The sequence below is a fragment of the Amycolatopsis sp. FBCC-B4732 genome, from assembly GCF_023008405.1.
GTDB lineage: Bacteria > Actinomycetota > Actinomycetes > Mycobacteriales > Pseudonocardiaceae > Amycolatopsis > Amycolatopsis pretoriensis_A.
Genome location: NZ_CP095376.1, coordinates 2,949,277 through 2,972,479, shown reverse-complemented (window position 1 = coordinate 2,972,479; position 23,203 = coordinate 2,949,277). Strand labels below are relative to the sequence as shown.

The following is a 23,203-nucleotide window of genomic DNA, read 5'->3' as shown; positions in this document are numbered from 1 at the left end:
CGCCTGAGAGTTTCGCCCGCGTGGTTGAACCGGGCTTGCACCGTCGGCGGGGCCATCAGGTGGTGTCCTGACGACCCGCTTTCCAGAGGCGTCTCGTCCGCGCGGTCCAGGGTGCCTGAGAGGTTCCGGGGAGGACTTGCTCCTTCGGCGCCGAGCTCAATATGAGGCTCGGACTCTCCCGCGCGGATTCGTCGACCGCAGGGAGAACCTTACTCCGTCCGCCGCAGCGGTGATCAACCGGTCTTGCGTGCGTTGCGGCGCTGGGTGAGCTCGTCCGGCTCGTGCGTCTCGACGACGCCGCCGTCCGCGCGCTCGGCCGGGAATTCGTGGATGGTCCCGCTGATTTCCTGCATCGCGCCGCTGACCGCGATGCCGAAGACGCCTTGGCCGCCTTGGAGCAGATCGACGATCTCCTCCGGCGAGGTGCATTCGTAGACCGTGGTGCCGTCGGAGAACAGCGTCACCTTGGCCAGGTCGCGGACCCCGCGCAGGCGCAGGTGGTCGACGGCGACCCGGATGTTCTGGAGCGAGACCCCGGTGTCCAGCAGCCGCTTGACGACCTTGAGGACCAGGATGTCCTTGAACGAGTACAGCCGCTGCGAGCCGGAGCCGTGCGCCGTGCGGATGCTGGGTGCGACCAGCTTCGTCCGGGCCCAGTAGTCGAGCTGGCGGTAGGTGATCCCGGCGATCTGGCACGCGGCCGGGCCGCGGTAACCCACCAGCTCGTCCGGCAGCGAGTCGTCGGGGAACAGCTCACCCTGCTCGCCACCCGCGACCCCAACAGGCTGCTTCTCGGAACCAGCCTCGACCACGCAAGCCTCCCCTCGCCCGACCGGACGGCCGGCGAATGACAGCCGGGGAGTCCCAGGAGCGGGACCCACCGGAGATCAACCGCCACGATCCGGCCCCAGACCGTGAATCACATCGTGGCGATTTACCTCCTTCGACGGTAAGCGTCAGGAGAACACCGGTCAACGCGACGCGCGGCAAGCCTCAACGGTCGGATGAGCCTTTGCGCCGTTCGCCGTACCCCGTACGCGCAGGTTCAAACTCCTTGACGCGTTTTACTCAGCCGAGTAACTTTTTACTCATGCAAGTAAACACCGACATCATGGCCGAGATGGGGCTCAGCCCCACCGAGGCCGCACGCCGCGCGCAGATCATCGGCGCGACCATCGGCGTCCTCGCCGACCTCGGGTACCGCCGGACCACGTTCGCCAAGATCAAGGAGCGGGCCGGGCTCAGCAGCACCCGGCTGATCTCCTACCACTTCACGAACAAGGCCGGCCTGATGCAGGCCGTGCTCAGCACGGTCGTCGAGACCAGGAACGGCTACCTGAAGGAGCGCACCGGCGGCGGGCTCGACCCCGCCGACCGGCCCGGCTACCTGCGGGCGCACATCGAGACGTCGATCGCGTTCCTGCGCACGTACCCGGAATGCGTCCGGGTGCTGACCGAGCTGGCCGCCAACACCGACGACGTCGACGGCTGGGTGATGACGAAGGTGCTGGTCGACGACCTGCGCGTGCACGGCCTGGCCCGCCAGCTCAAGCAGGGCCAGGCCGAAGGCGCGTTCGGCGAGTTCACGCCCGAGGTGATGGCGATGTCGATCGCGCAGGCCATCGACGGCGTCGCCGCGGCCTACGCCGCCGACCCGGAGCTGGACCTGGAGAAGTACGGCCGCGAGGTGGCCGACACCTTCGTCAAAGCGACGGCGCCTTGAGCACGCGGTCGAGCCGCTCTTCGATGCGGGCCTTCGGGAACGCGCCGACGATCGTCTCGACCGGCTCGCCGTTCCGGAACAACATCATCGTCGGCAGCGACATGACCTGGTAGGAGCGGGTCGTCTCGGGATTCTCGTCCGCGTTGATCTTGCGGACGACGAGTCCGCCGGCCCGCTCGGTGGCCAGCTGCGCCAGCACCGGGCCGACCATCCGGCACGGGCCGCACCAGGTGGCCCAGAACTCGACGAGCACGGGAACGTCGCTGCCGAGGACCTCGGCGAAGGTCGCATCGGTGACAGCACTGACGGTGGCGTCTTCGGACACAGCGGTCTCCTTCACGGGCGCGGGGATTCGGGCACGACACACGGGTCGGGCGCTTGCCGGGCGAGCGCGCCGGCGAGCTTCGCGGCCAGTTCGCCGCGGATGCCGCCGAGGCGGGCCAGGAGCGCGTCGGCTTCTTCGAGCTTGCGGCGGTAGACCTCGATCGAATTCGCGCAGGAGTCGCCGGTTTCGTGGCCGCTGCGCAGGCACTCGACGAAGGGACGCGTCTCCTCCAGGGTCAGCCCGACCGTCTGCAGGGTCTGGATCTCCTTGACCAGCTGGAGGTCGTCCTCGTCGTATTCGCGGTAGCCGTTCGCCGAGCGACGGGCCGCGAGGAGGCCCTGGTCCTCGTAAAAACGCAGCGCACGGGTGGTGACACCCGTGCGCTGCGCAAGCTCTCCGATCCGCATACCCCGACGCTAGACGTTGACGTCCGCGTCAAGGCAAGTACTCAGGTGTCCGCTCCGCGGAAGTCTTCCGGCGACACGGAGTCGAGGAACTCGCGGAACTTCTCGACCTCGTCCTCCTGCTCGTCCGGGATGATCAGGCCGGCCTCTTCCAGCACCGAGTCCACGGCGTGGATGGGGACCCCGATCCGCAGGGCCAGCGCGACCGAGTCGCTCGGCCGGGCGGACACCCGGATGTCGCCGTCGAAGACCAGTTCCGCGAAGAACGTGCCTTCCTTGAGGTCGGTGATGACGACCTGCTCGAGTTCCCGGCCGAGCGCTCCGATGACCTCTTTCAGCAGGTCATGCGTGAGCGGGCGGGCCGGGCGGACTCCCTGCTGCTCCAAAGCGATGGCGGTGGCTTCGACCGAGCCGATCCAGATCGGCAGGTACCGTTCGCCCTCGGTTTCCCGCAGCAACAAGATCGGCTGATTCGCGGGCAGCTCGACCCGCACCCCGACGACGCGCATCTCGCTCATCGGATTTCGCCTCCCTCTCGTGCACGGGCTTCAGCGGTGGAACGGCTTCGCGCCGCCACTGTCGACGCTACCCGTCATCCGCGCGCTGTGCTCGCTGTCCGGACTCTCTCGGTTCGCCTGCCGCAAACCCGTGCCTTCACGGTACGGCATGCGGTGCCGAACATTCAGTCATTGACATGGGACCGCAAAGAGGATCTCACTCCCCCGTTGCGGTCTTGATGGTGATCAACACCCGGCGACGCCACGGATTCCGGCCTTGACGAGGAGCGTGTGCAGCGTCACGGACAGTGCCGCCAGCTCGCGCACCACTTCGTCGGCCCTCGATTTGGCCTCCGGGTCACGATGCCGGTACACCGGGGTCACGATCTGCTCCAGCAACCCGACCTCGCGGTCGGCCGCGGCGCGAAAGGCACGCAGGTGTCTCGGCTCGATACCGAATTCGGTCATCGCCCGCACCGTCCGCGCCACCAGCACCGCGTCCGGGTCGAAGAACCCGGCGGGACCGGGCCGGACCAGGCCGTACTGCTGCAGCTCGGCCAGCGCGGCGGCGTCGATGCCCGCCTGCTCCAGGAGTTCCTCCTGGGTCAGGCGCAGCTCCCTGCCCGCGGTGAAGTCGTCCGCCACGGGCAGGCCGACGTTCTCGGCCGGTGCGTCGATCGGCACCAGCCGGCGCGGCGGGCGGGGCAGGTCCGCGACGGGCCCGGCACCCGAGTCCGCCGCGTCCAGCTGTTCCTTGATGACCTTCAACGGGAGGTAGTGGTCCCGCTGGGCGGCCAGGACGAACCTGAGACGCTCCACGTCCGCCGCGGCGAACTGCCGGTAGCCCGAAGGCGTCCGGCCCGGGGTGACCAGGCCTTCCGCTTCGAGGAACCGGATCTTGGAGATGGTGACATCGGGGAAGTCGCCGCGCAGCTGCGCGAGAACGGCCCCGATGCTCAACCCGTCGCGTTGTGGCCGTCCGGCCGCCGTCACTGCGCCCCCTGGCCCCCGTGCCCCGGGCCGGTCAGGAAGACCAGGCGGAACTTCCCGATCTGCACTTCGTCGCCCCCGGCGAGGACGGCCTGGTCGACCGGCTCGCGGTTGACGTAGGTGCCGTTGAGGCTGCCGACGTCGATGACGACGAACTCGCCGCCCTCACGCCGGAATTCGGCGTGCCGGCGGGAGACCGTGACGTCGTCCAGGAAGATGTCGCTGTCCGGGTGCCGCCCGGCGCTGGTGGTGTCGCGGTCGAGCAGGAACCGCGAACCCGCGTTGGGCCCGCGCTTCACGACCAGCAGCGCCGAACCCGCCGGGAGGGCGTCGACCCCCTGGACGGGCGCCTCCGCGGCGGGGGCGGGCTCGTGACCTTCGACTTCGGCCAGGAAGTCGGCCCGGAAGACAGAGGTCCGCTCCGGAGACTGCTCCGGGGGAACGCCGCCGGGCCCGTCGTTCGTGCTCACCTGAGCTCTCCTCCACACATGCTGTGTTGCCTAGTACTCAAGAACGTGTAGCTGCCAACGTACCGTGCCTGATCGATTCTCCGAGCCCCGGCTCCCCGAACCGGCGCAGTGCTGGTCCGACCGGGTGGGAGCGGGCTTCAGCCCTTGGTCAGGGCGTCGTAGGCCTCGGCTTCGAGCAGCGCTTCCAGACCCGCCGGGTCGTCGAGCCGGATCTCGATCAGCCAGCCTTCGCCGTAGGGGTCGCTGTTGATCAGCTCGGGCGAGTCGGCGACCGAGTCGTTCACCGCGACGATCTCGCCGTCGACCGGCGCGAACAGCTCGGAGACGCTCTTGGTCGACTCGACCTCGCCGAAGACGTCGCCCGTGCTGAGCTGGCGGCCGACCTCGGGCAGGTCGACGAACACGACGTCACCGAGCTGGTCCTGCGCGTACTCGGTGATACCCACGCGGACGAGCGTCTCCTCGCGGGTGGCGACCCACTCGTGTTCCTCGGTGTAGCGAAGCTCTTCAGGAGCGGACACCGCCGGTCCCCTTTCATGCCCTCACTGGCGAAACGTGCTGGGCGAAGTCTTACACCCACACGGCGCAACCGCCGGGCCCGGGCCCGGCTCAGGCTTCCCGTGCCCCGCGGAGGGCGTTGCGCGCCTGGAGGACGTAGAGCACGCCGGACCAGACGTAGAGGACGCCACCCCAGATCGTGAAGGCGTACCCGATCGGCCGAGCGATCGCGGCGACGTCCGAGCCGCCCTGCGCGAGCAGCAGGAACGGGAAGGCGTACATCAGCACGAAGGTGGCGCCCTTGCCGATGTAGGTGACCTCCGGCGGCGCGAACCCGCGGCGGCGCAGCGTCAGGACGCACACGCCGAGGACGGCTTCGCGCAGCAGCAGCGGCACGACCACCCACCAGGGGATGATCTCGCGGGCGAGGAACGCGATGAGGGTGGCGAGGATGTACAGCCGGTCGGCGGCGGGGTCGAGCAGCTGCCCGAGCCGCGACATCTGGTTGAGCCAGCGGGCGAGCTTCCCGTCCAGCCAGTCGGTGAGCGCGCTGAAGACGAGGAGGGCGAGCGCCCAGCCGTCCTCTTCGGGGCCGAGCAGCAGCCAGAGGAACACCGGCACGCCGGCCAGCCGCAGCAGGGACAGGATGTTGGGAACGTTCATCGCCTGCCGCAGCAGGGACGGCTCGGGGGCGCCCGCCGGAGCGGCGGGTTCGGGCGCGGCTGTGCTCACCGGGCCATTAAACAGCGGGGCGGGGTGACGGCGCCGGGTGGTGCGGTGCCGGTCGGGTGCCGGCCAGGCCGGGCGGACGTGGTGAGTCGCCGAGCGCCCGCCGGGCCCGATGTCGTAAACGAGTCGTTCACCGCGCCGGACGCCAGGGCTCCGGCAAAGTCGTGGCCGCGCGGTCTGTGCGGCGCCGCGGCGATGCCATGAAAGGGTCTTTCATGGCGTCTGACGAGGTGAACGGCCCTTTCACGACGTGCGGGCGACCGGATCTGCTGCGCTGACCTGACTTTGCCGTGGCCTCTGGCGCCGGACGTAGTGAACGACTCGTTCATGACGTTCCCGCGGGCCCGCGGCGGGATCCGGCCGCGTTCCGTGCGACCCCGGGCTCCGAAGCCGGGCCGCCGCGGTCGCGGCGGCCCGGCCGGGGGTCAGCTCGCGCGGCGGTGGCTCCAGCCGCGGCGCTGCAGCTCCGCGCTGGTCAGCGACTCGGGGCGGCCGCGGTAGTCGGTGCCCATCCAGCGGGCTCGGCCGGCTCGTCCCTCGAGGACGTACGGGCGGCCGCAGCACCAGACGACGGTGCACGGGGCGGTCGGCGGACTGGACGGATCTTCGGTGCTGGTCACAGCGTCGGCGTTCATGGCTCTCTACGGGCTCGGGGCGGGTATCGGGGACGGGAGCTCTTCTTGCCTCCCACCAAGATCTTCGGCACGCGGGGCCGGTTTGTTAACCGGCGCGGCGCGAATTAGACCGATCGATTCGAGATGGCAGCCTGAGGTTTCGGAGCGTGAACGGAATGTTAATCGTCCATTGTGGACATTCTTCCGACGGCCACCGGACCGGGGCGCCACCCGGCTGGAGTAATCTCCGGCACACCCTTGGGCGCGTCGCCCCTCGGGGCCTCGCCCGGATGGGCCAGAATGACCGGGCCAGCCAGCCGGGGAGGAAGGATCGCGGTGCCCCACCCGACCACCACGAAGACGTGGCTCGTGGCCTGCCTCGCGCTGCCCGTGCTCGCCGCCTGCTCCGCCGAACAGGCGGCCCCCGCCCCGGCGCCGTCACCCTCGGTGTCGAGCACCGCGCCGGCGACGACGTCCACCGGTACTCCCCCGCCGCCGCCCGCCGCGGGGAGCTCTTCCGCCGCGCCGTCCGCGCCCAAGCCGTCCGGGGCGCCGCCGTCGGTGCCCGGGGCCTGCGGGACGGTGACCGCCGCCAGCGGGTTGACGCTCTACGTGTTCGACAGCGGCTCCGCCGGCGTCAGCTGCGCCGCGGCGACGGAGCTCGTCGGCGACTTCCACCGCAAGATCGCCGGCCGCCAGGGCGCGGGCTCGAACGACGCGGTGAACGAGACCGTCGACGGCTGGCTGTGCACCTCCGGGCCGCCCGCCGCGCAAGGCGGCACCACCTGCACCAAGGGCGAGCAGACGGTCTTCGCCGCCGTCGTGCCGTCCGAGTGATCCCCGTCGACCCGTCCCGCTCCTGAAGGGCCCATGAAGACTTTCGCGTACCCCTTGCTGCTCGTCGCCGCGTCCGCCGCACTGGCCGGGTGCGGTGGCGGTGACCCGGCCCCCGCGGCGCCGTCCCCCGCTCCCGCGGCCGCCGCGGCGGCGGAGTCCACCGCGCCCGGCGTCCCGTGCGGCGACGTCACCGGTGCCGGCGGCGCGAAGACGGCGGTCGTGGCCCACGGCAAGGTCGACTGCGCCGCGGCCACCCAGCTGCTGACCGACTACTTCGCGAAGCTGACCCCGGCCGAGGCGAGCTCGCCCGACGGCCCCGGCCCGGTCGTGCTCGACGACTGGACCTGCGGCAGCGGCGCGAACGACCCCGTGACGGCGTGCTCGACCGAAGACGGCCGCCAGGTCGAGGGCACCCGCAGCTGACGAAAGCGCCCCGGGGCGACCAGCCCCGGGGCCCTCCCGGTCACGCCTTGAGGTCCGGGAAGTCCTCTTCGCGGAACTCGGTGCCCGCGCCCCGAGCGGGGTCGCTTTCGCGGCCGCGCAGCTCGACGCGGCGGATCTTGCCCGAGATCGTCTTCGGCAGCTCCGCGAACTCGAGCCGCCGGATCCGCTTGTACGGCGCCAGGTGCTCGCGGCAGTAGGCCAGGATCGACCGCGCCGTTCCGGCGTCCGGTGAGAAGCCCGTGGCCAGCACGACGTACGCCTTCGGCACCGCGAGCCGGATCGGGTCCGGGGCCGGGACGACCGCCGCCTCCGCCACCGCCTCGTGCTCGATCAGCACGCTCTCCAGCTCGAACGGCGAGATCCGGTAGTCCGACGCCTTGAACACGTCGTCCGTGCGCCCGACGTAGGTGATGTAGCCGCGTTCGTCGACCGAACCGACGTCACCGGTGTGGTAGAAGCCGCCTCCGAAGGCTGCCGACGTGCGCTCGTCGTCGCCGGCGTAGCCGGTCATCAGGCCGACCGGGCGGTGCTGCAGGTCGAGGCAGATCTCGCCTTCCGAAGCCCGCTCGCCGCTGACCGGGTCGACCAGCGCCACCACGAACCCCGGCAGCGGGCGGCCCATCGAGCCCGGCACGACGTCCTGGCCCGGCGTGTTCGCGATCTGGACGCTGCTCTCCGTCTGCCCGAAGCCGTCGCGGATGGTGACGCCCCACGACTTCTGGACCTGCTCGATCACCTCGGGGTTGAGCGGCTCCCCCGCCCCGACGACCTTCTTCGGCGGCGTCTTCAACGCCGTCAGGTCGGCCTGGATGAGCATCCGCCACACCGTCGGCGGCGCGCAGAAGCTCGTCACGCCGCAGCGGTCCATCTGGGCCATCAGCGCGCCCGCGTCGAAGCGGTTGTAGTTGTAGAGGAAGACCGTCGCCTCGGCGTTGAACGGCGCGAAGAAGTTGCTCCACGCGTGCTTCGCCCACCCCGGCGAGGAGATGTTGAGGTGGACGTCGCCCGGCTCCAGCCCGATCCAGTACATCGTCGACAGGTGCCCGACGGGGTAGGAGACGTGCGTGTGCTGCACCAGCTTCGGCTTCGCCGTGGTGCCGGAGGTGAAGTAGAGCAGCAGCGGGTCGGTGGCCTTCGTGGGCGCGTCCGGGGCGAACTCCGGCGACTCGGCGAACGCGGCCGAGTACTGCTGCCAGCCCTCGACCGGCTCCCCGACGGCGATGCGCGTGTAGTCCCCTTCGACGTCCGCGAACTTCGGCGCGTCGGCCGAGCGGACCACGACGTGCCTGGCCGCGCCGCGCTCCACCCCGGTCGGTCAGGTCGGCCGGGCCGAGCAGCGTCGAGGCCGGGATGATGACGGCGCCGAGCTTGATCGCCGCGAGGATGGTCTCCCACAGCTCGCCCTGGTTGCCCAGCATGAGGATCAGCCGGTCGCCGCGCCGGACACCGAGGCTCCGCAGCCAGTTCGCGACCTGGTTGGACCGGCCGGACAGCTCCGGGTAGGTCCACTGGTTCTCGGTGCCGTCCTCCTCGACGATCCAGAGCGCGTACCGCTGCGAGTTGCCGGGGTCGTGCGCGACCACGTCGAACCAGTCGATGGCCCAGTTGAACTCGTCGAACTCCGGCCAGGCGAAGTCGCGGTAGGCCGTGTCGTAGTCCTCGCGGTGGGCCTGCAGGTAGTCACGCGCCACGCGAAACGCGTGGTGGACTTCCGAAGCGGTCACGCTGCCTCCTAGTTACTCGCCCGTGAACTCCGGCGCGCGTCGCTCCATGAACGCCTGGACCGCTTCGCCGAGGTCCTTGCTGGGCAGGAACGCCGAGTTCCAGGCCGCGACGTACCGGAGGCCGTCGGCGACCTGGCGCTCGGTGTTCGTCGCCAGTACCTGCTTCGTACCCTGCACCACGAGCGGCGGGTTCGCAGCGATCTCGGCGGCGAGTTCCCGCGCGGCCTTCAGCAGCGCGTCCTGGTCTTCGTACACGTCGTTGACGAGACCGATCTTCTCGGCGCGTGCGGCGTCGACGTCCTTGCCGGTCAGGGCCAGCTCCCGCAGGTGTCCTTCGCCGATGATCGAGGCGAGGCGCTGGAGGCTGCCGAGGTCCGCGACGATCGCGACGCGCACTTCGCGGACGCTGAACTTGGCGTCGGAGCTGGCCAGCCGGATGTCCGCGGCGGCGACGACGTCCACCCCGCCCCCGATGCACCAGCCCGAAACGGCCGCTACGACCGGTTTGCGGCATTCCGCGATCGAGCTGACCGCCGCCTGCAGCGACCGGACCTGGTCGAGGAAGGCCGTCCGCGGGCCCGCGAGGCTGTCGCCGCCGAGCATCGGCGCCCAGTCGCCCATCATCGCCGGCAGGTCGAGGCCGTAGGAGAAGTGCCGGCCACTGCCGGTCAGCACGACGGCCCTGACCTGCGGGTCGGCGTCGAGCGCGCGGAACACCAGCGGCAGCTCGCGCCAGAAGTCGGGACCCATCGCGTTGCCCTTGGACGGACCGAGGAGCGTCACTTCGGCCACGTGGCCGTCGACGTCGACCTTGAGGGAGACGAGGTCGGGCAGACTGTCAGCAGTAGCGGTCATGGGGTCATCTTGACCCATGCCCGCGACGAGCCGCCATTGGCACGTTGTCAATTGACGCGCGAGTCACTGTGCCAACGTGGTCAGGGGATGTTTTCCTGGACGTAGGCGACCACGACGCGGGGAGGACGGTGGGACATGAGCCCGGCCAGCAGCGCGACCTTGATCGAGCCCGAGCCCCCGGCCCCGCCCGCGCGGCGCGCGTCCCGGCCGATCGAGCTGACCGGCTCGTTCGACCACGAGGGCCACCGGCTCTGGTACACGGAGTTCGGCAGCGGCGACCGCGTCGTCGTGCTCACCCACGGCATCATGCTGACCCGCCGCATGCACGCCCCGCTGGCGCGCCGGCTGGCCCGCGCGGGCTTCCGGGTGGTGACGCTCGACCTCCTCGGCCACGGCGACTCCGACCGCCCGACCGAGTCGTGGCTGTACTCGATGCCGTCGTTCGCCGAGCAGACCCTGGCGCTGCTCGACCACCTCGAAGTCGAGTCGGCGGTGATCGGCGGGACGTCCCTCGGCGCGAACGTCTCGCTGGAGGTGGCGGTGCAGGCGCCCGGGCGCGCCCGCGGCCTGATCGTCGAGATGCCGGTGCTGGACAACGCGATCGTCGCGGGCCTGTTCACGTTCGCCCCGCTGCTGATGGCGGCCCGCTTCCTGCCGGTCACGGTCCAGGCGGTGGCGCTGGTGGCCTCCCTGGTCCCGCACGGCAACCAGTGGGTCGACGTCGTGACGGACACGCTCTCGCAACGCCCGGCCCCGATGGCGGCCCTCCTGCACGGCGTGCTGTTCGGCCGGATCGCCCCGCCGAAGTCGGTCCGCCGCCGGATCACGACGCGGGCGCTGGTGATCGGCCACCAGGGCGACCCGATCCACCCCTTCGGCGACGCGGACACGCTGGCGGTGGACATGCCGGCGGCGGAGTTCGTCCAGGCGCGCAGCCCGGTCGAGCTGAGGCTCGACCCGACCAGGCTGTCGGACGCGATCCGGGACTTCGCGGCGAGCTGCTACGCGGACTGAACCGGCGCCAGACCCGCCACCGGGCCGATCACGATCACCGCGGGCGGGCGCACCCCCGACGCCGCCGCGTCCGTGACCACCGTGTCCAATGTGGAGCGCAGCGTGCGCTGGGTCCGCATCGTGCCGTCCTCGACGATCGCCACCGGGGTGTCCGACGGGCGGCCGCCGTCCAGCAGGGCCTTGGCGAACTGCGGGAGGCGCTCCACGCCCATCATCAGCACGATCGTGCCGCGCATGCGGGCCAGCAGCTCCCAGTCGACCAGCGACCGGTCGTCGCCCGGGGCCACGTGGCCCGAGACCACCACCACCTCGTGCGCCACGCCGCGGTGGGTGACCGGGACGTCCGCCACCGCCGGGACCGCGAACGCGCTCGTGATGCCCGGGACCATCGTGACCGGGACGCCGGCCTCCGCGCAGGCGAGGACCTCTTCGAAGCCGCGGCCGAACAGGTACGGGTCGCCGCCCTTGAGGCGGACGACGAACTTGCCTTCCTTGGCCTTCTCGATGAGCGTCCGGTTGATGACGTCCTGGCTCGCGGCGCGGCCGTAGGGGATCTTCGCCGCGTCGACGATCTCCACCTCCGGCGCCAGTTCGTCGAGCAGTTCGCGCGGCGCCAGCCGGTCGACCACCACGACGTCCGCGCGCGAGAGCAGCCGGCGGCCGCGGACCGTGATCAGCTCGGGGTCGCCGGGACCGCCGCCGACCAGGGCCACGCCGGGCAGCGTGCCCTCCGGGTGGGGCTGACGGCCGTCCTCGATCGTGCCGTTGTGGAGGCCATCGAGCATCGAGTCGCGCACGGCCGCCGAGCGCAGCGGCTCGCCGCCGGAGAGGACGCCGAACAGCAGGCCGCCGTGGCGGCCGGACGCCGGCGTCACCGCGGAACCGGACTCGCCCTCGTCGGCACGCACGCAGAACACGCGCTCACGCTCGGCTTCGGCGCAGATCGCCGCGTTCACCTCCGGGTCGTCGGTGCAGGCCAGCGCGTACCAGGCGGCGCGCAGGTCGCCCTCGGTGTAGCGGCGCTCGTGCCAGACCAGCTCGCCCGCGTCCACCATCCCCTGCACCGACGGCGTCGTGTGCGGCGACACCAGTTCGACGCGGGCACCCGCGCTGATCAGCCGGGGCAGCCGTCGCTGGGCCACCGACCCGCCGCCGAACATGACAACGCGGCGGCCGGTCAGCTGGAGGCCGGAGAGGTAGTGCGGGTCGTCCATGCGCGGGAGTTTATTGGCGGTTCACCTCAGCGCCAGCCCGGCGTGGGTCATGCCACGCGGAACACCGGCCCGCGGGCCACGAACGGCAGCCGCGCGCCCCGCGGCACCAGGTACGTGTGCTCCCGCCGGGGCCGGACGTGATCGCACTGGGCGTCGGTGATGATCAGGATCGGGCCGTCGGCCGGGAAGTCCGGAGCCCGCTGCAGCAGGTCGACGCCCGGCTGCAGGATCGTGCCGCCACGACCGCGGACCTTCACCCGGCCCGCGATGTCCGCCACGGCGAGGTACCCGGCGTCGTAGGCGACCGCGTCGCAGAACACCACCCGGGCCGCCGGGACGTCCCTCGCCAGCGCGTACGACGCGATCGCGCCCAGCGCCTTGCCCAGCAGCTCCGCGTTCATCGACCCGGACGTGTCCAGCACGACGCCGAAGGTCGCGCGCCGGTCGAGCCGTTCCGGGCGGATACGACCCGGGCGCGGGATGTCCGGCGTCGCCGACTGGCGGCGGGACGCCCGCGCGTAGCTGCGCACCGGCAGCTCCGCGCGCACGTGCTCGTCGAACCAGCGGGCGAGCTGCGCGTCCCACGGCAGCGGCGGGTGGTCGAGCGCGCGGATCTCCTGTTCCAGGCCGAGCGGCAGCAGGCCGCGGCCCTGGGCGTGGTGGTACTCCAGCCCCTGCGTGAGCGCCCGGCGGTAGAACTCGTCGAGGTCGACGCCCTGGACGCGGTCACCCCACGGCACCGGCCGCGCGCCCCGCTTGGACGACCGGCGCTGTGCCGCCTCCGGCTCGGACAGCCAGTCGCCCAGCACGTCGCCCGCCTCGCGCGACCCCAGCGTCAGGAGTTTGCGGGCCCGGCGGAGGTCGGTGGTCAGCGTGTCGTACACCGACTCCGCCGACATCCCGGTCAGCTGCTGGTCGTGCAGGCCGTCGCCGGGCAGTTCGCCGACGCCCATGGCGACCAGCCAGCCGTTGATCACGTAGTCGCAGGCGACGTTCCACAGGTAGGGCTCGCGGCCCAGCGCCCGCCGGTCGTGCCGCAGCGCGGCGTGCAGCATCTCGTGGGCGAGCACGAACCGCCACTCCTCGGCGGTCAGGGCCGCGTTCGGGTTGACGTAGATCTCGCCGTGCTCGGCGTCGACCGCGGCCACGGCGATGTCCCAGGCACGCACGACTTCGGTGTCCACGACGAGGGTGAACCCGGCGGCCATCGCGCCGAGCAGCGGGAACGACGAGACGAACCACGACAGCGCGCGGTCCCACTCCCCCAGCGCGCGCCGGTGCCGGGTCTGCCCGCGCGCGTCGGCGGCGCGTTCCATCGCCTCGGTCGCCGACGCGATCAGGCCGCGGGCGAACCGTTCGGTCCACGGCTCCGGCTTCCCGTGGTACTGCAGCTGCCAGCGGCTCATCGGCTCCGCGAGCACCAGGCACGGCCGGCCGGTGCCCAGATCGGCGAACGGCGCCGGCACGCCCGTTTCGCGCCAGGCGCGGGTCAGCGCGAGCTCGTCGGTGCCGGGCAGCTCGGGCAGGTCCAGCACCGGCGTCCCGACGTGGACGGCTTCGGCGAACCGGTGCACGGCCACGCAGCACGCGGCGGCGTAGACCGGTTCGACCTCGCGGCCCGGCTTGACGGCCGCCGCCTCGGTGAGCTGGTTCTCGTCGAGGTGGCCGAGGCCGAGGTGCAGCAGCAGGTGCGCGAACACCCAGGCCCACTCGGCCGGTTCGGCGTCGCGGCCGCGGTTCGGCGTGACGAGACCGCGGTCGGTGACCACGGCCCAGCCCCCGGTGCCGCTCGCCGGGCTGAGGCTCGCTCCCCGCACGAGGTGGTCCAGGACGGTGTGCGACCGGGCCAGGGCCCAGCCGTCGGCGATCGCCTTGGCGCGGCGCTCACGGCGCTGGGCTTCGACGCGAGCGGTGCTCATGCCCGGGCCGCGACCAGCCGCGGGAGGTCGCGGGCGGCTTCGACGAGGAACCACGATGGCAGCCGCGGCTGCCCGGCTTCGTCGTCGGCGATGACCAGCTGCGCCATTTCGAGCGAGATCTCGGCCAGCTCGACGAGCAGGCCCTTGGCGCGGAAGGCGAACTGGCGCACCGAGGCCGACGCGTGCCGTTTGTCCGCGGGCAGGTCCTTGACCAGCCGGGCGCGGAACGTCTCGGCGAGGAAGTACAGCAGGTCGCGGTCGCCGGGTTCGGCGGGCCAGCGGGCGTCGCCCTTGAGGATCGCCTCCAGGTCGAAGGCGTGCCGGGCCACCTTGAGGTACGCGCGGAACGCGCCCGCGTGCGCCGGGGTGAGCGTCGCGTACGCCAGCAGGGCGATCGTCTCGTCGTCGGCCGGATCGCCGGCGGAGCGGAGCAGGTCCGAGAGCATGTGCCACGACCGCGGCGTCGAGAACGGCTCCTCGGTCTTCGGCGGCGGGCTCCACAGGTGGTCCGGGCGCTGTGTGAGGTACTCGATCACCCACGGGTGGATGTCGTGGCCCGCCGCCCACGCGAGCCAGTCACCCGGCGCGGCGCGCAGGTGGACGTGCACCAGGCGGTTCACCAGCGCCGAGGCCATCGGCCGGGCCAGTGCCTGGTCGGTCGCCCGGTTGCCGGCGCCGATCACGACCGAGCCGGCCGGCAGCTCGTACGAGCCGATCCGGCGGTCGAGGATGAGCGAGTAGAACGCCTTCTGGACGTCGGGCGCGGCGGCGTTCAGCTCGTCGAGGAACAGGCAGTACGGCTCGTCGCGCGCGATCTGCTCCGGCGGGCAGAAGCGGCTGCGGCCGTCGACGATCTGCGGGACGCCGATGAGGTCCTCGGGCGCGAGCTGGGTGCCGAGCAGCGACACGCAGTCGAGCCCGAGCGAGGCGGCGAAATCCCGGACGAGCGAGGACTTCCCGATGCCGGGGGCGCCCCAGAGGAACACCGGCCGGACGACGGCGGTGGTGAGCAGGACTTCGGGCAGCCGGGCGGGCGTGACCGTGAGCTGGGCGTGCAAGCGTGGACCTCCTGGTCAGGACATCCTCGTGCGACGCCCCCTTTCGTGCGCCCATGATCGCGCGCCCGCCCGGCGGGCGCACCCGAATTTCAGCTCGCGCGGCCCGATGCCGGGTACGGCAGCAGGGCCATCTCACGCGCGTTCTTGATCGCCGTGGCGACCTGTTTCTGTTGCTGCGGCGTCAATCCCGTCACCCGGCGGGCGCGGATCTTGCCGCGGTCGGAGATGAACTTCCGCAGCAGGTCGACGTCCTTCCAGTCGACGTGCGTGACCCGGTTGGCGCGCAACAGGTTCACCTTGCGCTTGGCGGGGCGGCCCCGCTCCGGCTTCGGCATCCGGCTCACCAGCTCGACTTCGTGACGCCGGGCAGCTCGCCGTTGTGCGCGGCCTGGCGCACCTTCACCCGCGACAGCCCGAACTTCCGCAGGTACCCGCGCGGGCGTCCGTCGGCGGCGTCGCGGTTGCGGATGCGCGTCGGGCTCGCGTCGCGCGGCAGCTTCTGCAGCGCGACGACGGCTTCGCCCTTCGCTTCCGGGGACGCCGACGGCGAGGCGATGACGGCCTTGAGCGCGCGGCGGCGTTCGACGTAGCGCGCCGCGATCACCTTCCGCTGCTCGTTCTTCGCGATCTTCGACTTCTTGGCCATCAGCGCTCTTCCTTGAACTCGACGTGCTTGCGCGCGACGGGGTCGTACTTGCGCAGGACCATCCGGTCGGGGTCGTTCCGGCGGTTCTTCTTGGTCACGTACGTGTAGCCGGTGCCCGCCGTGGACCGCAGCTTGATGATCGGGCGGACGTCGGTGCTCTTCGCCATTACAGCTTCACTCCCTTTGCCTTCAGTTCGGCGACGACGGCCTCGATGCCGCGCTTGTCGATCGTCTTCATGCCCTTGGCGGAGACGCGCAGCCGCACCCAGCGGCCTTGACTGGGCACGAAGTAGCGACGGTTCTGCAGGTTCGGCTCCCAGCGCCGCGAAGTGCGGCGGTGCGAGTGCGAAACCTGCTTGCCGTAGCCCGGCTTGCGGCCGGTGACCTGGCACACGGCGGACACGGACCCTCCCGAGTTGATAGTGGTTGTCGTTTTCATCTACTCTACGCACCGTACCCCGCCCGTATTCCTGGAGCACCAGTGACCCCACACCCCCGCGTCCCGCTCGTCCTCGTGAGCGGCCTCGCCCCGGGCCCGAACGCCGAGCTCGCCGAGCTGCTGCGCGTGGCCGGGCCCGGCACGGCCGTCGTCCACCACGACCTGCGTGAGATCCACTCCGGCGTCGTCCGCCGCCGGCTGCGGCTGGAGCAGCGCGACCAGCTGACCGTCCTCGAACTGGCCCACGGCTGCGTGTCCTGCACGCTGCGCGAGGACCTGCTCCCGCTGCTGCGCCACCTCTCGCGGCTGCCGCAGGTCCGCCGGATCGTCGTCCGGCTCGACGAAGCCATGGAGCCGGAGCCGGTCAGCTGGGCGATCCGCAGCGTCCTGGTCGGCGACCACCCGGTCAGCGACGACGTCGAGCTGCGCGCGGTGCTCACGGTCGTCGACTGCGCGACCTTCCTGGCCGACGCGACGGGCGACGACGTCCTGGCCGAGCGGAACCTGCAGGCCAGCCCGGAAGACGAGCGCACGGTCGCCCAGGTGGCGCTCTCGCAGGTCGAGTTCGCCGACGTCCTCGTGCTGGCCGGCGCGGCCACCGACGCGTGGAGCGCGGCGAAGGCATCCGCGGTGCTCGACCGGGTCGCGCCGTCGGTCCCGCGCGTCGAGCTCTCGCGCATCGACGGGCACAGCGTCCTCGACGCCGTGCCTTCGGACGCGCGCCGCGGCGAAGTCACCGACATGCACGGGGCGCTGCTGCGCGGCCAGCCGCCGTTGCACGCCGACTGCGGCATCGGCCTGGTCACCTTCACCGCGCAGCGGCCGTTCCACCCCGAACGCCTGCACGACGCCCTCGACGTCCTCCTGGACGGCGTCGTCCGCACCCGCGGCCGCGCGTGGGTGGCCAGCCGGCCCGACGTCGCGTTCTGGATCGAGTCGGCGGGCGGCGGGCTGGGCATCGGCCACGCCGGGCCGTGGCTCGCGGCGCCGAACGGTCCCGGGTGGACGGACGTCTCCCCCGAGCGCCGCACCCTGGCGTCGTTGCGCTGGCACCCGGTGCACGGCGACCGGGCGCAGGAGCTCGTCGTGGTGACGGACCAGACAACGCCCGACGAGATCGACGCGGCCCTGCGCGGCGCTCTACTGACCGACGACGAACTGGCCGCCGGACCCGGGGAGTGGCAGCACTACCCGGACCCGTTCGGCGACTGGCACGAAGAGCCTTGCGAGGACACCGAACCCGACCCGGCGCGCCACGACGCGACCGCGGCGAACCGAAAGGAAGACCGATGAAGACCGGTATCCACCCCGATTACCACCCCGTGGTGTTCAAGGACTCGTCCACCGGCGACGCGTTCCTGACCCGCTCCACCATCACCTCCGACAAGACCATCGAGTGGACCGACGGCGCGACCTACCCGCTCGTCGTGGTCGACATCAGCTCGTGGTCGCACCCGTTCTGGACCGGCACCCAGCGGATCATGGACAGCGCCGGGCAGGTCGAGAAGTTCCACCGCCGTTACGGGAAGCGGGGTACGCGCTGATGGCCGTCCCGAAGCGCAAGAAGTCCCGCAGCACCACGCGATCGCGGCGCGCGCAGTGGAAGGCCGCCGTGCCGGACCTGGTGCCGATCAAGGTCGGCGGCGAGGTCCGGCTGGTCCCCCGCCGGCTGATGCGGCACTTCCACTCGTGAGCGTTCCGGTCACGGTGCTCTCCGGCTTCCTCGGGGCCGGCAAGACGACGCTGCTCAACCGCATCCTCGCCGGCCGGGCGGGGCCGCGGGTCGCGGTGATCGTCAACGACATGAGCGAGGTCAACATCGATGCGAGCCTCGTGCGCTCGCAGGAGCGTCTCGTGGAGCTGACCAACGGGTGCATCTGCTGCACCCTGCGGGAGGACCTCCTCGAGGAGGTGTCGGCGCTGTGCGCGGACGGCCGCTTCGACCACGTGCTCATCGAGTCGAGCGGGATCTCCGAGCCGATGCCGGTGGCGGCGACGTTCACGTTCCTGGAGGACGTCGCCCACCTCGACACGATGGTGACGGTGGTGGACGCGGCGAACTTCGCCCGCGAACTGGCGGCCGGCGACTCGCTCGTGGAGCGCCGGCTGGACCAGTACTCCGGGGACGAGCGGACGGTCAGCGACCTGCTGGTCGACCAGGTGGAGTTCGCCGACGTCCTGCTGCTGAACAAGACCGACCTGGTTCCGGCCACCGAGCTGGACCGGCTGGTGGCGACGTTGCGGCGGCTCAACCCCGCCGCGGACGTCGTCACCGGCCAGTTCGGGCGGGTGCCGCCGGAGCGGGTGTTCGGGACCGGGCGGTACGACGCCGAGCGGGCCCGGGAGGCGCCGGGCTGGGTGGCCGAGCTGAACGGCGACCACGTGCCGGAGACCGAGGAGTACGGCATTTCCAGCGTGGTCTTCCGCGCTTCGGAGGCGTTCGACCCGGCGGCGCTGTGGGACTTCGTGACGCGCCGGTTCGACTCGGGCGAGTTCGGGACCGTGCTGCGGTCCAAGGGGTTCTTCACGCTGGCGTCCCGGCCGGGGGTGACCGGGCTGTGGTCGCAGGCGGGCGCGGTGGCGCGGTTCGAGCCGCAGGGCGTGGCGGCGGCACCGCGGCAGGAGCTGGTGTTCATCGGCGTCGGCCTGGCCGGCGACGCGCTCCTGGCGGCCCTGCGCGACTGCCTCGGCGAGGCGACCGGCCCCGACCCGTTCCCGGGGTGGGACCCGGTCCACGTCCACGAGCACCAAGCGTAAGCAGTCTGCCGGCCCGGGCTCAGTGGTCGTCGTAGTGGTCTTCGTGGGGCGCGTGGCGGTGCCCGTCGTGGAGGTAGTCCACGTGGTCGCCGTGGGGCACCGCCACGTGGCCGCAGCCTTCGCCGTGGGCGTGCTCGTGGCCGGTGTGCGGGACGTGGCCGTGGATCTCGCACTCGTCGAAGTGGCCGTCGTGCGCGCGGTGCAGGTGGCCGTCGTGGGCGTAGTCCACGTGGTCGCCGTGCGGCAGCGCCGGGTGGCCGCAGCCCTCGCGGTGCACGTGGTCGTGGCCGGCGTGTGCGACGTGCGGGATCGACATCGGCTTCCCCTCCCGGGTGGTGTCCACTTCGGACGCTAACCCGGGCGTTCGCGGCAGGCCGGGCGAAAGCTCCCGGCTCACCCGATAGCGGCCGCTCCGTCCGAGTTGATCAACTCAGGTTTATCAGTTTAGGTTGACGATCGTGACGGACGAGGACCTCCTCCAGGCGAGCACCGACCTGCGCGTCGCCCTCGGGCGGCTGGTCCGGCGGCTGCGGCAGGGTTACGTCGTCGGCGAATTGACGCTCCCCGAGCGCTCGGTGCTGTCCCGCCTCGACCGCGAAGGACCGGCCACCCCGGGCTGCCTCGCCGACCTCGAGCGCGTCAAGCCGCAGGCCATGGGCGTCACCCTCGCCGGGCTGGTCGAGCGCGGGCTCGTCGGACGGCGCAAGGACGACTCCGACGGCCGCAAGGTGCTGATGTCGGTGACCGAAGCCGGGGTCAAGCTGCTCACCGACCGCCGCTCGGCGACGACCGGGAAGATGGCGGCCGCGCTGGCCGAGCAGTTCACCGACGCCGAACGGCGCGAGCTGATCGCGGCCATCCCCCTCATCGAGCGGCTGGCGGACCACCTGTGAGCTACAAGTGGGTCGCGCTGTCGAACACCACGCTCGGCGTGCTGATGTCGGCGCTCGACGGCTCGATCGTCATCATCTCCTTGCCGGCCATCTTCCGCGGCATCGGCCTCGACCCGCTCGCGCCGGGCAACATCGGTTACCTGCTCTGGATGATCCTCGGCTACCTGCTCGTGCAGGCCGTGCTGGTGGTGACGCTCGGGCGGCTCGGCGACATGTTCGGCCGGGTCAAGATGTACAACCTCGGCTTCGTCGTGTTCAGCGCCGCGTCGGTGGCGCTGTCGTTCGACCCGTTCCACGCCGGCGGCGGTGCGCTGTGGCTGATCGGCTGGCGGGTCGTGCAGGCCGTCGGCGGGTCGATGCTGACGGCGAACTCGGCGGCGATCCTCACCGACGCCTTCCCGGCCGAGCAGCGCGGGATGGCGTTGGGCGTCAACCAGATCACCGCGCTGGCCGGGCAGTTCCTCGGGCTGGTCGTCGGCGGGCTGCTCGCCGAAATCGACTGGCGCGCGGTGTTCTGGGTCAGCGTCCCGTTCGGGCTGCTCGGCACGATCTGGTCGATCCGCAGCCTCCGCGAGGCCGGCACGCCCCAGCGCGCCAAGGTCGACTGGGGCGGCAACGTCACCTTCGCCGCCGGGACCGCGTTGCTGCTGGCCGCGATCACGTACGGCATCCAGCCCTACGGCGGCGCGGCGACCGGCTGGGGCAGCCCGTGGGTGCTCGGCGGAATCGGCGCCGGGGTGCTGCTGCTCCTGCTGTTCGGCGTCATCGAGACGCGCGTGGCGGCGCCGATGTTCCACCTCGGGCTGTTCAAGATCCGCGCGTTCGCCGCGGGCAACATCGCCGCGTTGCTGACTTCGGTCGCGCGTGGTGGCATGCAGTTCATGCTCATCATCTGGCTGCAGGGGATCTGGCTGCCCCTGCACGGCTTCGACTACGAGCGCACGCCGTTGTGGGCGGGCATCTCCATGCTGCCGCTGACCGTCGGGTTCCTGATCGCGGGCCCGGTGTCGGGCTACCTGTCCGACCGGTTCGGGGCCCGGCTGTTCTCGACCGGCGGGCTGCTGCTGGTCGCGGCCGCGTTCCTCGGGCTCCTGGCGTTGCCGGTGGACTTCCCCTACCCCCTGTTCGCCGCGCTGCTCGTGCTCAGCGGGATCGGCCAGGGCATGTTCTCCGCGCCGAACACGTCGGCGATCATGAGCAGCGTCCCGACCGAGCAGCGCGGCGTCGCCTCCGGCATGCGGGCGACGTTCCAGAACTCGGGAACGTCGCTGTCCATCGGCGTGTTCTTCTCGCTGATGATCGCCGGGCTCGCGTCGTCGCTGCCGCAGACGCTGACCAGCGGGTTGCAGGCCCACGGCGTCCCGGCGAACGTCGCCGAAAGCGTCGCCCGGCTGCCGCCGGTGAGCACGCTGTTCGCGGCGTTCCTCGGCAGCAACCCGGTCGGGCACCTGCTCGGCCCGGACGTCCTGGCCGGGCTTTCCCCGGCCGACCGGTCGGCCCTCACCGGCGGGGAGTTCTTCCCGCAGCTGGTGTCCGGCCCGTTCCACCACGGCCTGGTGGTCGTGTTCACCGCGGCCGCGGTGATGGCCGTCGTCGCCGCCGTGGCCTCCGCTTCGCGCGGCAAGCGCTACTTCCACACCCCCGAGGGATCGAAGGAGAACCGATGACCGACGAGATCGTCGCCGGGACCGTCACCATCACCGGCCACGGCGGGGACGAGCTCGAGGCGTACCTGGCCAAACCGACCGACGACACCCCGCGCGGCGGGGTCGTGGTGATCCACCACATGCCCGGCTACGACGCGGCGACGAAGGAGATGGTCCGCCGCTTCGCCGTCGAGGGCTACAACGCGCTCTGCCCCAACCTGTACACGCGCGAAGCCCCGTGCGCGGACCCGGACGACGCGGCGGCGGCCGTCCGCGCTTCCGGCGGCGTCCCGGACGACCGCCTGGTCGGCGACGTCTCCGGCGCGGCGGACTACCTCCGCGCCCTGGAGAACTCGAACGGCCGCGTCGGCGTCATCGGCCACTGCTCCGGCGGCCGCCAGGCGTTCCTCGTCGGGTGTTCGCTGGACGTCGACGCGGCGGTCGACTGCTACGGCGCGTTCGTCGTCAACGACCCGCCGGAGGCCATGAAGCAGATGAAGCCGCTGCTCGGCCTGTCCTCGCAGCTGTCGTGCCCGCTGCTGGGCATCTTCGGCGCGGACGACCAGTTCCCGAGCCCGGACGAGGTCGCCGTGCTGGCGGCGGAGCTGGAGAAGCTGGGCAAGGAACACGAGTTCCACACGTACGCGGGCGCGGGCCACGCGTTCTTCGCGGTCGACCGCCCGAGCTACCGCCCGGAAGCCGCGAAGGACGGCTGGGAACGCATCCTCGACTTCTACTCCCGCACGCTGACCGCCTGAGAGGACCCGCGCATGTGCACTTACCTGACCGAGAAGTTCGCCCTCGAAGGCAGCGGCAAGGGCGCCCGCGGCTGGTTCCGGCTGAGCGAGGGAACCGTGTACGTGGACCACCCGGTCCACGCGCCGTACGCGCACACGGTGAACATCGACTTCCGCAACCCCGAGCTGGGCGCTTCGGCCCGGGTCGCCCTGGAGCTCACCGAGGAAGACGCGCTGGCCCTGGCGGACGCGATCCACGCGGCGGTGAAATCGGCGCCCGCGGGGCTGGCTTCGCGGAACCAGTGAGATTTGACCTGTTGCGCTTGCGTTGCTGGCCGTAGAACGCCGCTATGCCGTTGATTTCTGTTGGGTACTCCTGATCTTCCGGGATTCGGCTCGGCCGAGGGGATATCGCGGGCACGCACTCCCCTCGGCCGAGCTGACGATTCTCGTCGACATGCCGCTCACACTCACTCATACGACAGAGCAGCTTGCTACGCTCATCCAGTGAACAAGATTTGGGCCCGTGAGCGCCTGGAGATCTACCTGGGAGCCGTGAGGAATTATCAAGCCGCTATCCGAAGCGGCCATGGCTTTGACCAAGACGCCTACGAAGCCGTCATCAAGCTGGAGCCGGCAGCGAAGGCAATCATGAAGCACGTCAACCCCGGACTATCAAGAGTACGATTTCGTCCAGAGTGCCCACGACAAAGCTTTCACCTTGACAATTCAGACTATCGCCTTGCTGGATGAAGCCGAAGAGATTGAAG

At 71.3% G+C, this 23,203-nt stretch carries 31 protein-coding genes, 1 pseudogene and 1 riboswitch; of the genes and pseudogenes, 13 read left to right on the top strand and 19 right to left on the bottom strand.

Translation table 11 applies throughout. The features are described from left to right. Window positions 1-92: 92 nt before the first annotated feature. A riboswitch (glycine riboswitch) is annotated at window positions 93-191 on the bottom strand. 42 nt (window positions 192-233) lie between these two features. Next, the gene (locus tag MUY14_RS12670) at window positions 234-812 is read right to left on the bottom strand and encodes a MerR family transcriptional regulator (protein WP_281506288.1); all 579 of its coding nucleotides are present in this window, start codon (window positions 810-812) and stop codon (window positions 234-236) included. 278 nt (window positions 813-1,090) lie between these two features. On the opposite strand from MUY14_RS12670, the gene MUY14_RS12665 reads away from it, so the two are divergent. After that, entirely contained in the window at window positions 1,091-1,723 is a 633-nt protein-coding gene (locus MUY14_RS12665) for a TetR/AcrR family transcriptional regulator (RefSeq protein WP_247023177.1), read from the top strand. On the opposite strand, the gene trxA is transcribed toward MUY14_RS12665, so the two are convergent. The 8 genes from trxA to MUY14_RS12625 all read right to left on the bottom strand — a co-directional run bounded on the left by trxA (window position 1,704) and on the right by MUY14_RS12625 (window position 6,271). Continuing rightward, window positions 1,704-2,048, bottom strand: a complete 345-nt coding sequence (gene trxA / locus MUY14_RS12660) for a thioredoxin (RefSeq protein WP_247023176.1) — start codon at window positions 2,046-2,048, stop codon at window positions 1,704-1,706. The two genes, MUY14_RS12665 and trxA, sit on opposite strands and share 20 nt — an antisense overlap. Window positions 2,049-2,059: 11 nt before the next feature. Beyond that, the gene (locus MUY14_RS12655; protein ID WP_247023175.1) at window positions 2,060-2,455 is read right to left on the bottom strand and encodes a MerR family transcriptional regulator; all 396 of its coding nucleotides are present in this window, start codon (window positions 2,453-2,455) and stop codon (window positions 2,060-2,062) included. Between the two features lie 41 nt (window positions 2,456-2,496). Further along, on the bottom strand, window positions 2,497-2,970 hold the full coding sequence (locus MUY14_RS12650) for a bifunctional nuclease family protein (protein WP_004559569.1): 474 nt from the start codon (window positions 2,968-2,970) through the stop codon (window positions 2,497-2,499). Between the two features lie 225 nt (window positions 2,971-3,195). After that, a complete protein-coding gene (locus tag MUY14_RS12645; RefSeq protein ID WP_247023174.1) occupies window positions 3,196-3,942 on the bottom strand; it encodes a MerR family transcriptional regulator in 747 nt (248 codons plus the stop codon). After that, a complete protein-coding gene (garA, locus tag MUY14_RS12640; protein WP_086864865.1) occupies window positions 3,939-4,409 on the bottom strand; it encodes a glycogen accumulation regulator GarA in 471 nt (156 codons plus the stop codon). Before garA ends, MUY14_RS12645 begins: the two co-directional genes overlap by 4 nt. 137 nt (window positions 4,410-4,546) lie before the next feature. Next, the gene (gene gcvH / locus MUY14_RS12635; protein ID WP_247023173.1) at window positions 4,547-4,930 is read right to left on the bottom strand and encodes a glycine cleavage system protein GcvH; all 384 of its coding nucleotides are present in this window, start codon (window positions 4,928-4,930) and stop codon (window positions 4,547-4,549) included. A gap of 88 nt (window positions 4,931-5,018) precedes the next feature. After that, on the bottom strand, window positions 5,019-5,639 hold the full coding sequence (locus tag MUY14_RS12630) for a CDP-alcohol phosphatidyltransferase family protein (RefSeq protein ID WP_247023172.1): 621 nt from the start codon (window positions 5,637-5,639) through the stop codon (window positions 5,019-5,021). Window positions 5,640-6,061: 422 nt separating this feature from the next. Next, on the bottom strand, window positions 6,062-6,271 hold the full coding sequence (locus tag MUY14_RS12625) for a hypothetical protein (protein ID WP_247023171.1): 210 nt from the start codon (window positions 6,269-6,271) through the stop codon (window positions 6,062-6,064). 315 nt (window positions 6,272-6,586) lie between these two features. On the opposite strand from MUY14_RS12625, the gene MUY14_RS12620 reads away from it, so the two are divergent. Beyond that, window positions 6,587-7,087: a hypothetical protein gene (locus tag MUY14_RS12620; RefSeq protein WP_247023170.1), complete on the top strand. Its 501-nt coding sequence runs from the start codon at window positions 6,587-6,589 to the stop codon at window positions 7,085-7,087. A gap of 33 nt (window positions 7,088-7,120) precedes the next feature. Then, on the top strand, window positions 7,121-7,510 hold the full coding sequence (locus MUY14_RS12615) for a hypothetical protein (RefSeq protein ID WP_247023169.1): 390 nt from the start codon (window positions 7,121-7,123) through the stop codon (window positions 7,508-7,510). 40 nt (window positions 7,511-7,550) lie between these two features. Here MUY14_RS12615 and MUY14_RS12610 read toward each other — a convergent pair. Together MUY14_RS12610 and MUY14_RS12605 are read right to left on the bottom strand one after the other, a co-directional pair. Continuing rightward, window positions 7,551-9,255 (bottom strand): annotated as a pseudogene (locus tag MUY14_RS12610) (AMP-binding protein). Window positions 9,256-9,267: 12 nt separating this feature from the next. After that, window positions 9,268-10,110 (bottom strand): crotonase/enoyl-CoA hydratase family protein, encoded by an 843-nt coding sequence (locus MUY14_RS12605; protein ID WP_247023168.1) that lies wholly within the window; start codon window positions 10,108-10,110, stop codon window positions 9,268-9,270. A gap of 135 nt (window positions 10,111-10,245) precedes the next feature. On the opposite strand from MUY14_RS12605, the gene MUY14_RS12600 reads away from it, so the two are divergent. Next, on the top strand, window positions 10,246-11,124 hold the full coding sequence (locus MUY14_RS12600) for an alpha/beta fold hydrolase (protein ID WP_247023167.1): 879 nt from the start codon (window positions 10,246-10,248) through the stop codon (window positions 11,122-11,124). On the opposite strand, the gene cobA is transcribed toward MUY14_RS12600, so the two are convergent. From cobA to rpmB, 7 genes are all read right to left on the bottom strand, one after another. After that, on the bottom strand, window positions 11,112-12,338 hold the full coding sequence (gene cobA / locus MUY14_RS12595) for a uroporphyrinogen-III C-methyltransferase (RefSeq protein ID WP_247023166.1): 1,227 nt from the start codon (window positions 12,336-12,338) through the stop codon (window positions 11,112-11,114). The genes MUY14_RS12600 and cobA overlap by 13 nt on opposite strands. A 47-nt stretch (window positions 12,339-12,385) precedes the next feature. Further along, window positions 12,386-14,257: a DUF2201 family putative metallopeptidase gene (locus MUY14_RS12590; RefSeq protein WP_247023165.1), complete on the bottom strand. Its 1,872-nt coding sequence runs from the start codon at window positions 14,255-14,257 to the stop codon at window positions 12,386-12,388. Then, entirely contained in the window at window positions 14,254-15,315 is a 1,062-nt protein-coding gene (locus tag MUY14_RS12585) for an ATP-binding protein (protein WP_247023164.1), read from the bottom strand. Before MUY14_RS12585 ends, MUY14_RS12590 begins: the two co-directional genes overlap by 4 nt. An 89-nt stretch (window positions 15,316-15,404) precedes the next feature. After that, window positions 15,405-15,650 (bottom strand): 30S ribosomal protein S18, encoded by a 246-nt coding sequence (gene rpsR, locus MUY14_RS12580; RefSeq protein WP_247023163.1) that lies wholly within the window; start codon window positions 15,648-15,650, stop codon window positions 15,405-15,407. A 5-nt stretch (window positions 15,651-15,655) separates the two neighbouring features. Continuing rightward, window positions 15,656-15,961, bottom strand: a complete 306-nt coding sequence (gene rpsN / locus MUY14_RS12575) for a 30S ribosomal protein S14 (protein ID WP_247023162.1) — start codon at window positions 15,959-15,961, stop codon at window positions 15,656-15,658. Continuing rightward, window positions 15,961-16,128, bottom strand: a complete 168-nt coding sequence (gene rpmG, locus MUY14_RS12570) for a 50S ribosomal protein L33 (protein ID WP_003091682.1) — start codon at window positions 16,126-16,128, stop codon at window positions 15,961-15,963. Before rpmG ends, rpsN begins: the two co-directional genes overlap by 1 nt. Beyond that, window positions 16,128-16,364, bottom strand: a complete 237-nt coding sequence (gene rpmB / locus MUY14_RS12565) for a 50S ribosomal protein L28 (protein ID WP_247023161.1) — start codon at window positions 16,362-16,364, stop codon at window positions 16,128-16,130. The genes rpmG and rpmB overlap by 1 nt, the downstream gene beginning before the upstream one ends. 78 nt (window positions 16,365-16,442) lie before the next feature. On the opposite strand from rpmB, the gene mrf reads away from it, so the two are divergent. The 4 genes from mrf to MUY14_RS12545 are packed head-to-tail and all read left to right on the top strand — an operon-like array spanning window position 16,443 to window position 19,157. Then, on the top strand, window positions 16,443-17,693 hold the full coding sequence (gene mrf / locus MUY14_RS12560; protein ID WP_247023160.1) for a ribosome hibernation factor-recruiting GTPase MRF: 1,251 nt from the start codon (window positions 16,443-16,445) through the stop codon (window positions 17,691-17,693). Then, the gene (locus tag MUY14_RS12555) at window positions 17,690-17,944 is read left to right on the top strand and encodes a type B 50S ribosomal protein L31 (protein ID WP_247023159.1); all 255 of its coding nucleotides are present in this window, start codon (window positions 17,690-17,692) and stop codon (window positions 17,942-17,944) included. Before mrf ends, MUY14_RS12555 begins: the two co-directional genes overlap by 4 nt. Continuing rightward, window positions 17,944-18,093 (top strand): 50S ribosomal protein L32, encoded by a 150-nt coding sequence (gene rpmF, locus MUY14_RS12550; RefSeq protein WP_247023158.1) that lies wholly within the window; start codon window positions 17,944-17,946, stop codon window positions 18,091-18,093. The genes MUY14_RS12555 and rpmF overlap by 1 nt, the downstream gene beginning before the upstream one ends. Beyond that, window positions 18,090-19,157 carry a GTP-binding protein gene (locus MUY14_RS12545; protein ID WP_247023157.1) on the top strand — a complete coding sequence of 356 codons (1,068 nt, stop codon included), beginning with the start codon at window positions 18,090-18,092 and terminating at the stop codon, window positions 19,155-19,157. The genes rpmF and MUY14_RS12545 overlap by 4 nt, the downstream gene beginning before the upstream one ends. A gap of 19 nt (window positions 19,158-19,176) precedes the next feature. On the opposite strand, the gene MUY14_RS12540 is transcribed toward MUY14_RS12545, so the two are convergent. Continuing rightward, window positions 19,177-19,473, bottom strand: a complete 297-nt coding sequence (locus MUY14_RS12540) for a hypothetical protein (RefSeq protein ID WP_247023156.1) — start codon at window positions 19,471-19,473, stop codon at window positions 19,177-19,179. 142 nt (window positions 19,474-19,615) lie between these two features. Here MUY14_RS12540 and MUY14_RS12535 point away from each other — a divergent pair, with 142 nt between their 5' ends. From MUY14_RS12535 to MUY14_RS12515, 5 genes are all read left to right on the top strand, one after another. Further along, window positions 19,616-20,050: a MarR family winged helix-turn-helix transcriptional regulator gene (locus MUY14_RS12535; protein WP_247023155.1), complete on the top strand. Its 435-nt coding sequence runs from the start codon at window positions 19,616-19,618 to the stop codon at window positions 20,048-20,050. Then, complete coding sequence (locus MUY14_RS12530; RefSeq protein ID WP_247023154.1) at window positions 20,047-21,717, top strand: MFS transporter; 1,671 nt, start codon at window positions 20,047-20,049, stop codon at window positions 21,715-21,717. The genes MUY14_RS12535 and MUY14_RS12530 overlap by 4 nt, the downstream gene beginning before the upstream one ends. After that, on the top strand, window positions 21,714-22,454 hold the full coding sequence (locus tag MUY14_RS12525; RefSeq protein ID WP_247023153.1) for a dienelactone hydrolase family protein: 741 nt from the start codon (window positions 21,714-21,716) through the stop codon (window positions 22,452-22,454). The genes MUY14_RS12530 and MUY14_RS12525 overlap by 4 nt, the downstream gene beginning before the upstream one ends. Before the next feature lie 12 nt (window positions 22,455-22,466). Then, window positions 22,467-22,739 carry a DUF6295 family protein gene (locus MUY14_RS12520; protein ID WP_247023152.1) on the top strand — a complete coding sequence of 91 codons (273 nt, stop codon included), beginning with the start codon at window positions 22,467-22,469 and terminating at the stop codon, window positions 22,737-22,739. Between the two features lie 201 nt (window positions 22,740-22,940). Further along, a complete protein-coding gene (locus MUY14_RS12515) occupies window positions 22,941-23,186 on the top strand; it encodes a hypothetical protein (protein ID WP_247023151.1) in 246 nt (81 codons plus the stop codon). The last annotated feature ends 17 nt before the right edge of the window (window positions 23,187-23,203 follow it).

Excerpts from the sequence above, each read along its gene's own strand:
- MUY14_RS12665 (WP_247023177.1), top strand. The coding sequence starts at position 1,091 with ATGCAAGTAAACACCGACATCATGGCCGAGATGGGGCTCAGCCCCACC.
- rpmF (WP_247023158.1), top strand. The coding sequence starts at position 17,944 with ATGGCCGTCCCGAAGCGCAAGAAGTCCCGCAGCACCACGCGATCGCGG.
- MUY14_RS12655 (WP_247023175.1), bottom strand. The coding sequence starts at position 2,455 with ATGCGGATCGGAGAGCTTGCGCAGCGCACGGGTGTCACCACCCGTGCG.
- rpmG (WP_003091682.1), bottom strand. The coding sequence starts at position 16,128 with ATGGCGAAGAGCACCGACGTCCGCCCGATCATCAAGCTGCGGTCCACG.
- rpsN (WP_247023162.1), bottom strand. The coding sequence starts at position 15,961 with ATGGCCAAGAAGTCGAAGATCGCGAAGAACGAGCAGCGGAAGGTGATC.
- MUY14_RS12540 (WP_247023156.1), bottom strand. The coding sequence starts at position 19,473 with ATGTCGATCCCGCACGTCGCACACGCCGGCCACGACCACGTGCACCGC.
- MUY14_RS12615 (WP_247023169.1), top strand. The coding sequence starts at position 7,121 with ATGAAGACTTTCGCGTACCCCTTGCTGCTCGTCGCCGCGTCCGCCGCA.
- cobA (WP_247023166.1), bottom strand. The coding sequence starts at position 12,338 with ATGGACGACCCGCACTACCTCTCCGGCCTCCAGCTGACCGGCCGCCGC.
- rpsR (WP_247023163.1), bottom strand. The coding sequence starts at position 15,650 with ATGCCGAAGCCGGAGCGGGGCCGCCCCGCCAAGCGCAAGGTGAACCTG.
- MUY14_RS12625 (WP_247023171.1), bottom strand. The coding sequence starts at position 6,271 with ATGAACGCCGACGCTGTGACCAGCACCGAAGATCCGTCCAGTCCGCCG.
- MUY14_RS12555 (WP_247023159.1), top strand. The coding sequence starts at position 17,690 with ATGAAGACCGGTATCCACCCCGATTACCACCCCGTGGTGTTCAAGGAC.
- MUY14_RS12520 (WP_247023152.1), top strand. The coding sequence starts at position 22,467 with ATGTGCACTTACCTGACCGAGAAGTTCGCCCTCGAAGGCAGCGGCAAG.
- MUY14_RS12525 (WP_247023153.1), top strand. The coding sequence starts at position 21,714 with ATGACCGACGAGATCGTCGCCGGGACCGTCACCATCACCGGCCACGGC.
- MUY14_RS12600 (WP_247023167.1), top strand. The coding sequence starts at position 10,246 with ATGAGCCCGGCCAGCAGCGCGACCTTGATCGAGCCCGAGCCCCCGGCC.
- MUY14_RS12590 (WP_247023165.1), bottom strand. The coding sequence starts at position 14,257 with ATGAGCACCGCTCGCGTCGAAGCCCAGCGCCGTGAGCGCCGCGCCAAG.
- MUY14_RS12650 (WP_004559569.1), bottom strand. The coding sequence starts at position 2,970 with ATGAGCGAGATGCGCGTCGTCGGGGTGCGGGTCGAGCTGCCCGCGAAT.
- MUY14_RS12605 (WP_247023168.1), bottom strand. The coding sequence starts at position 10,110 with ATGACCGCTACTGCTGACAGTCTGCCCGACCTCGTCTCCCTCAAGGTC.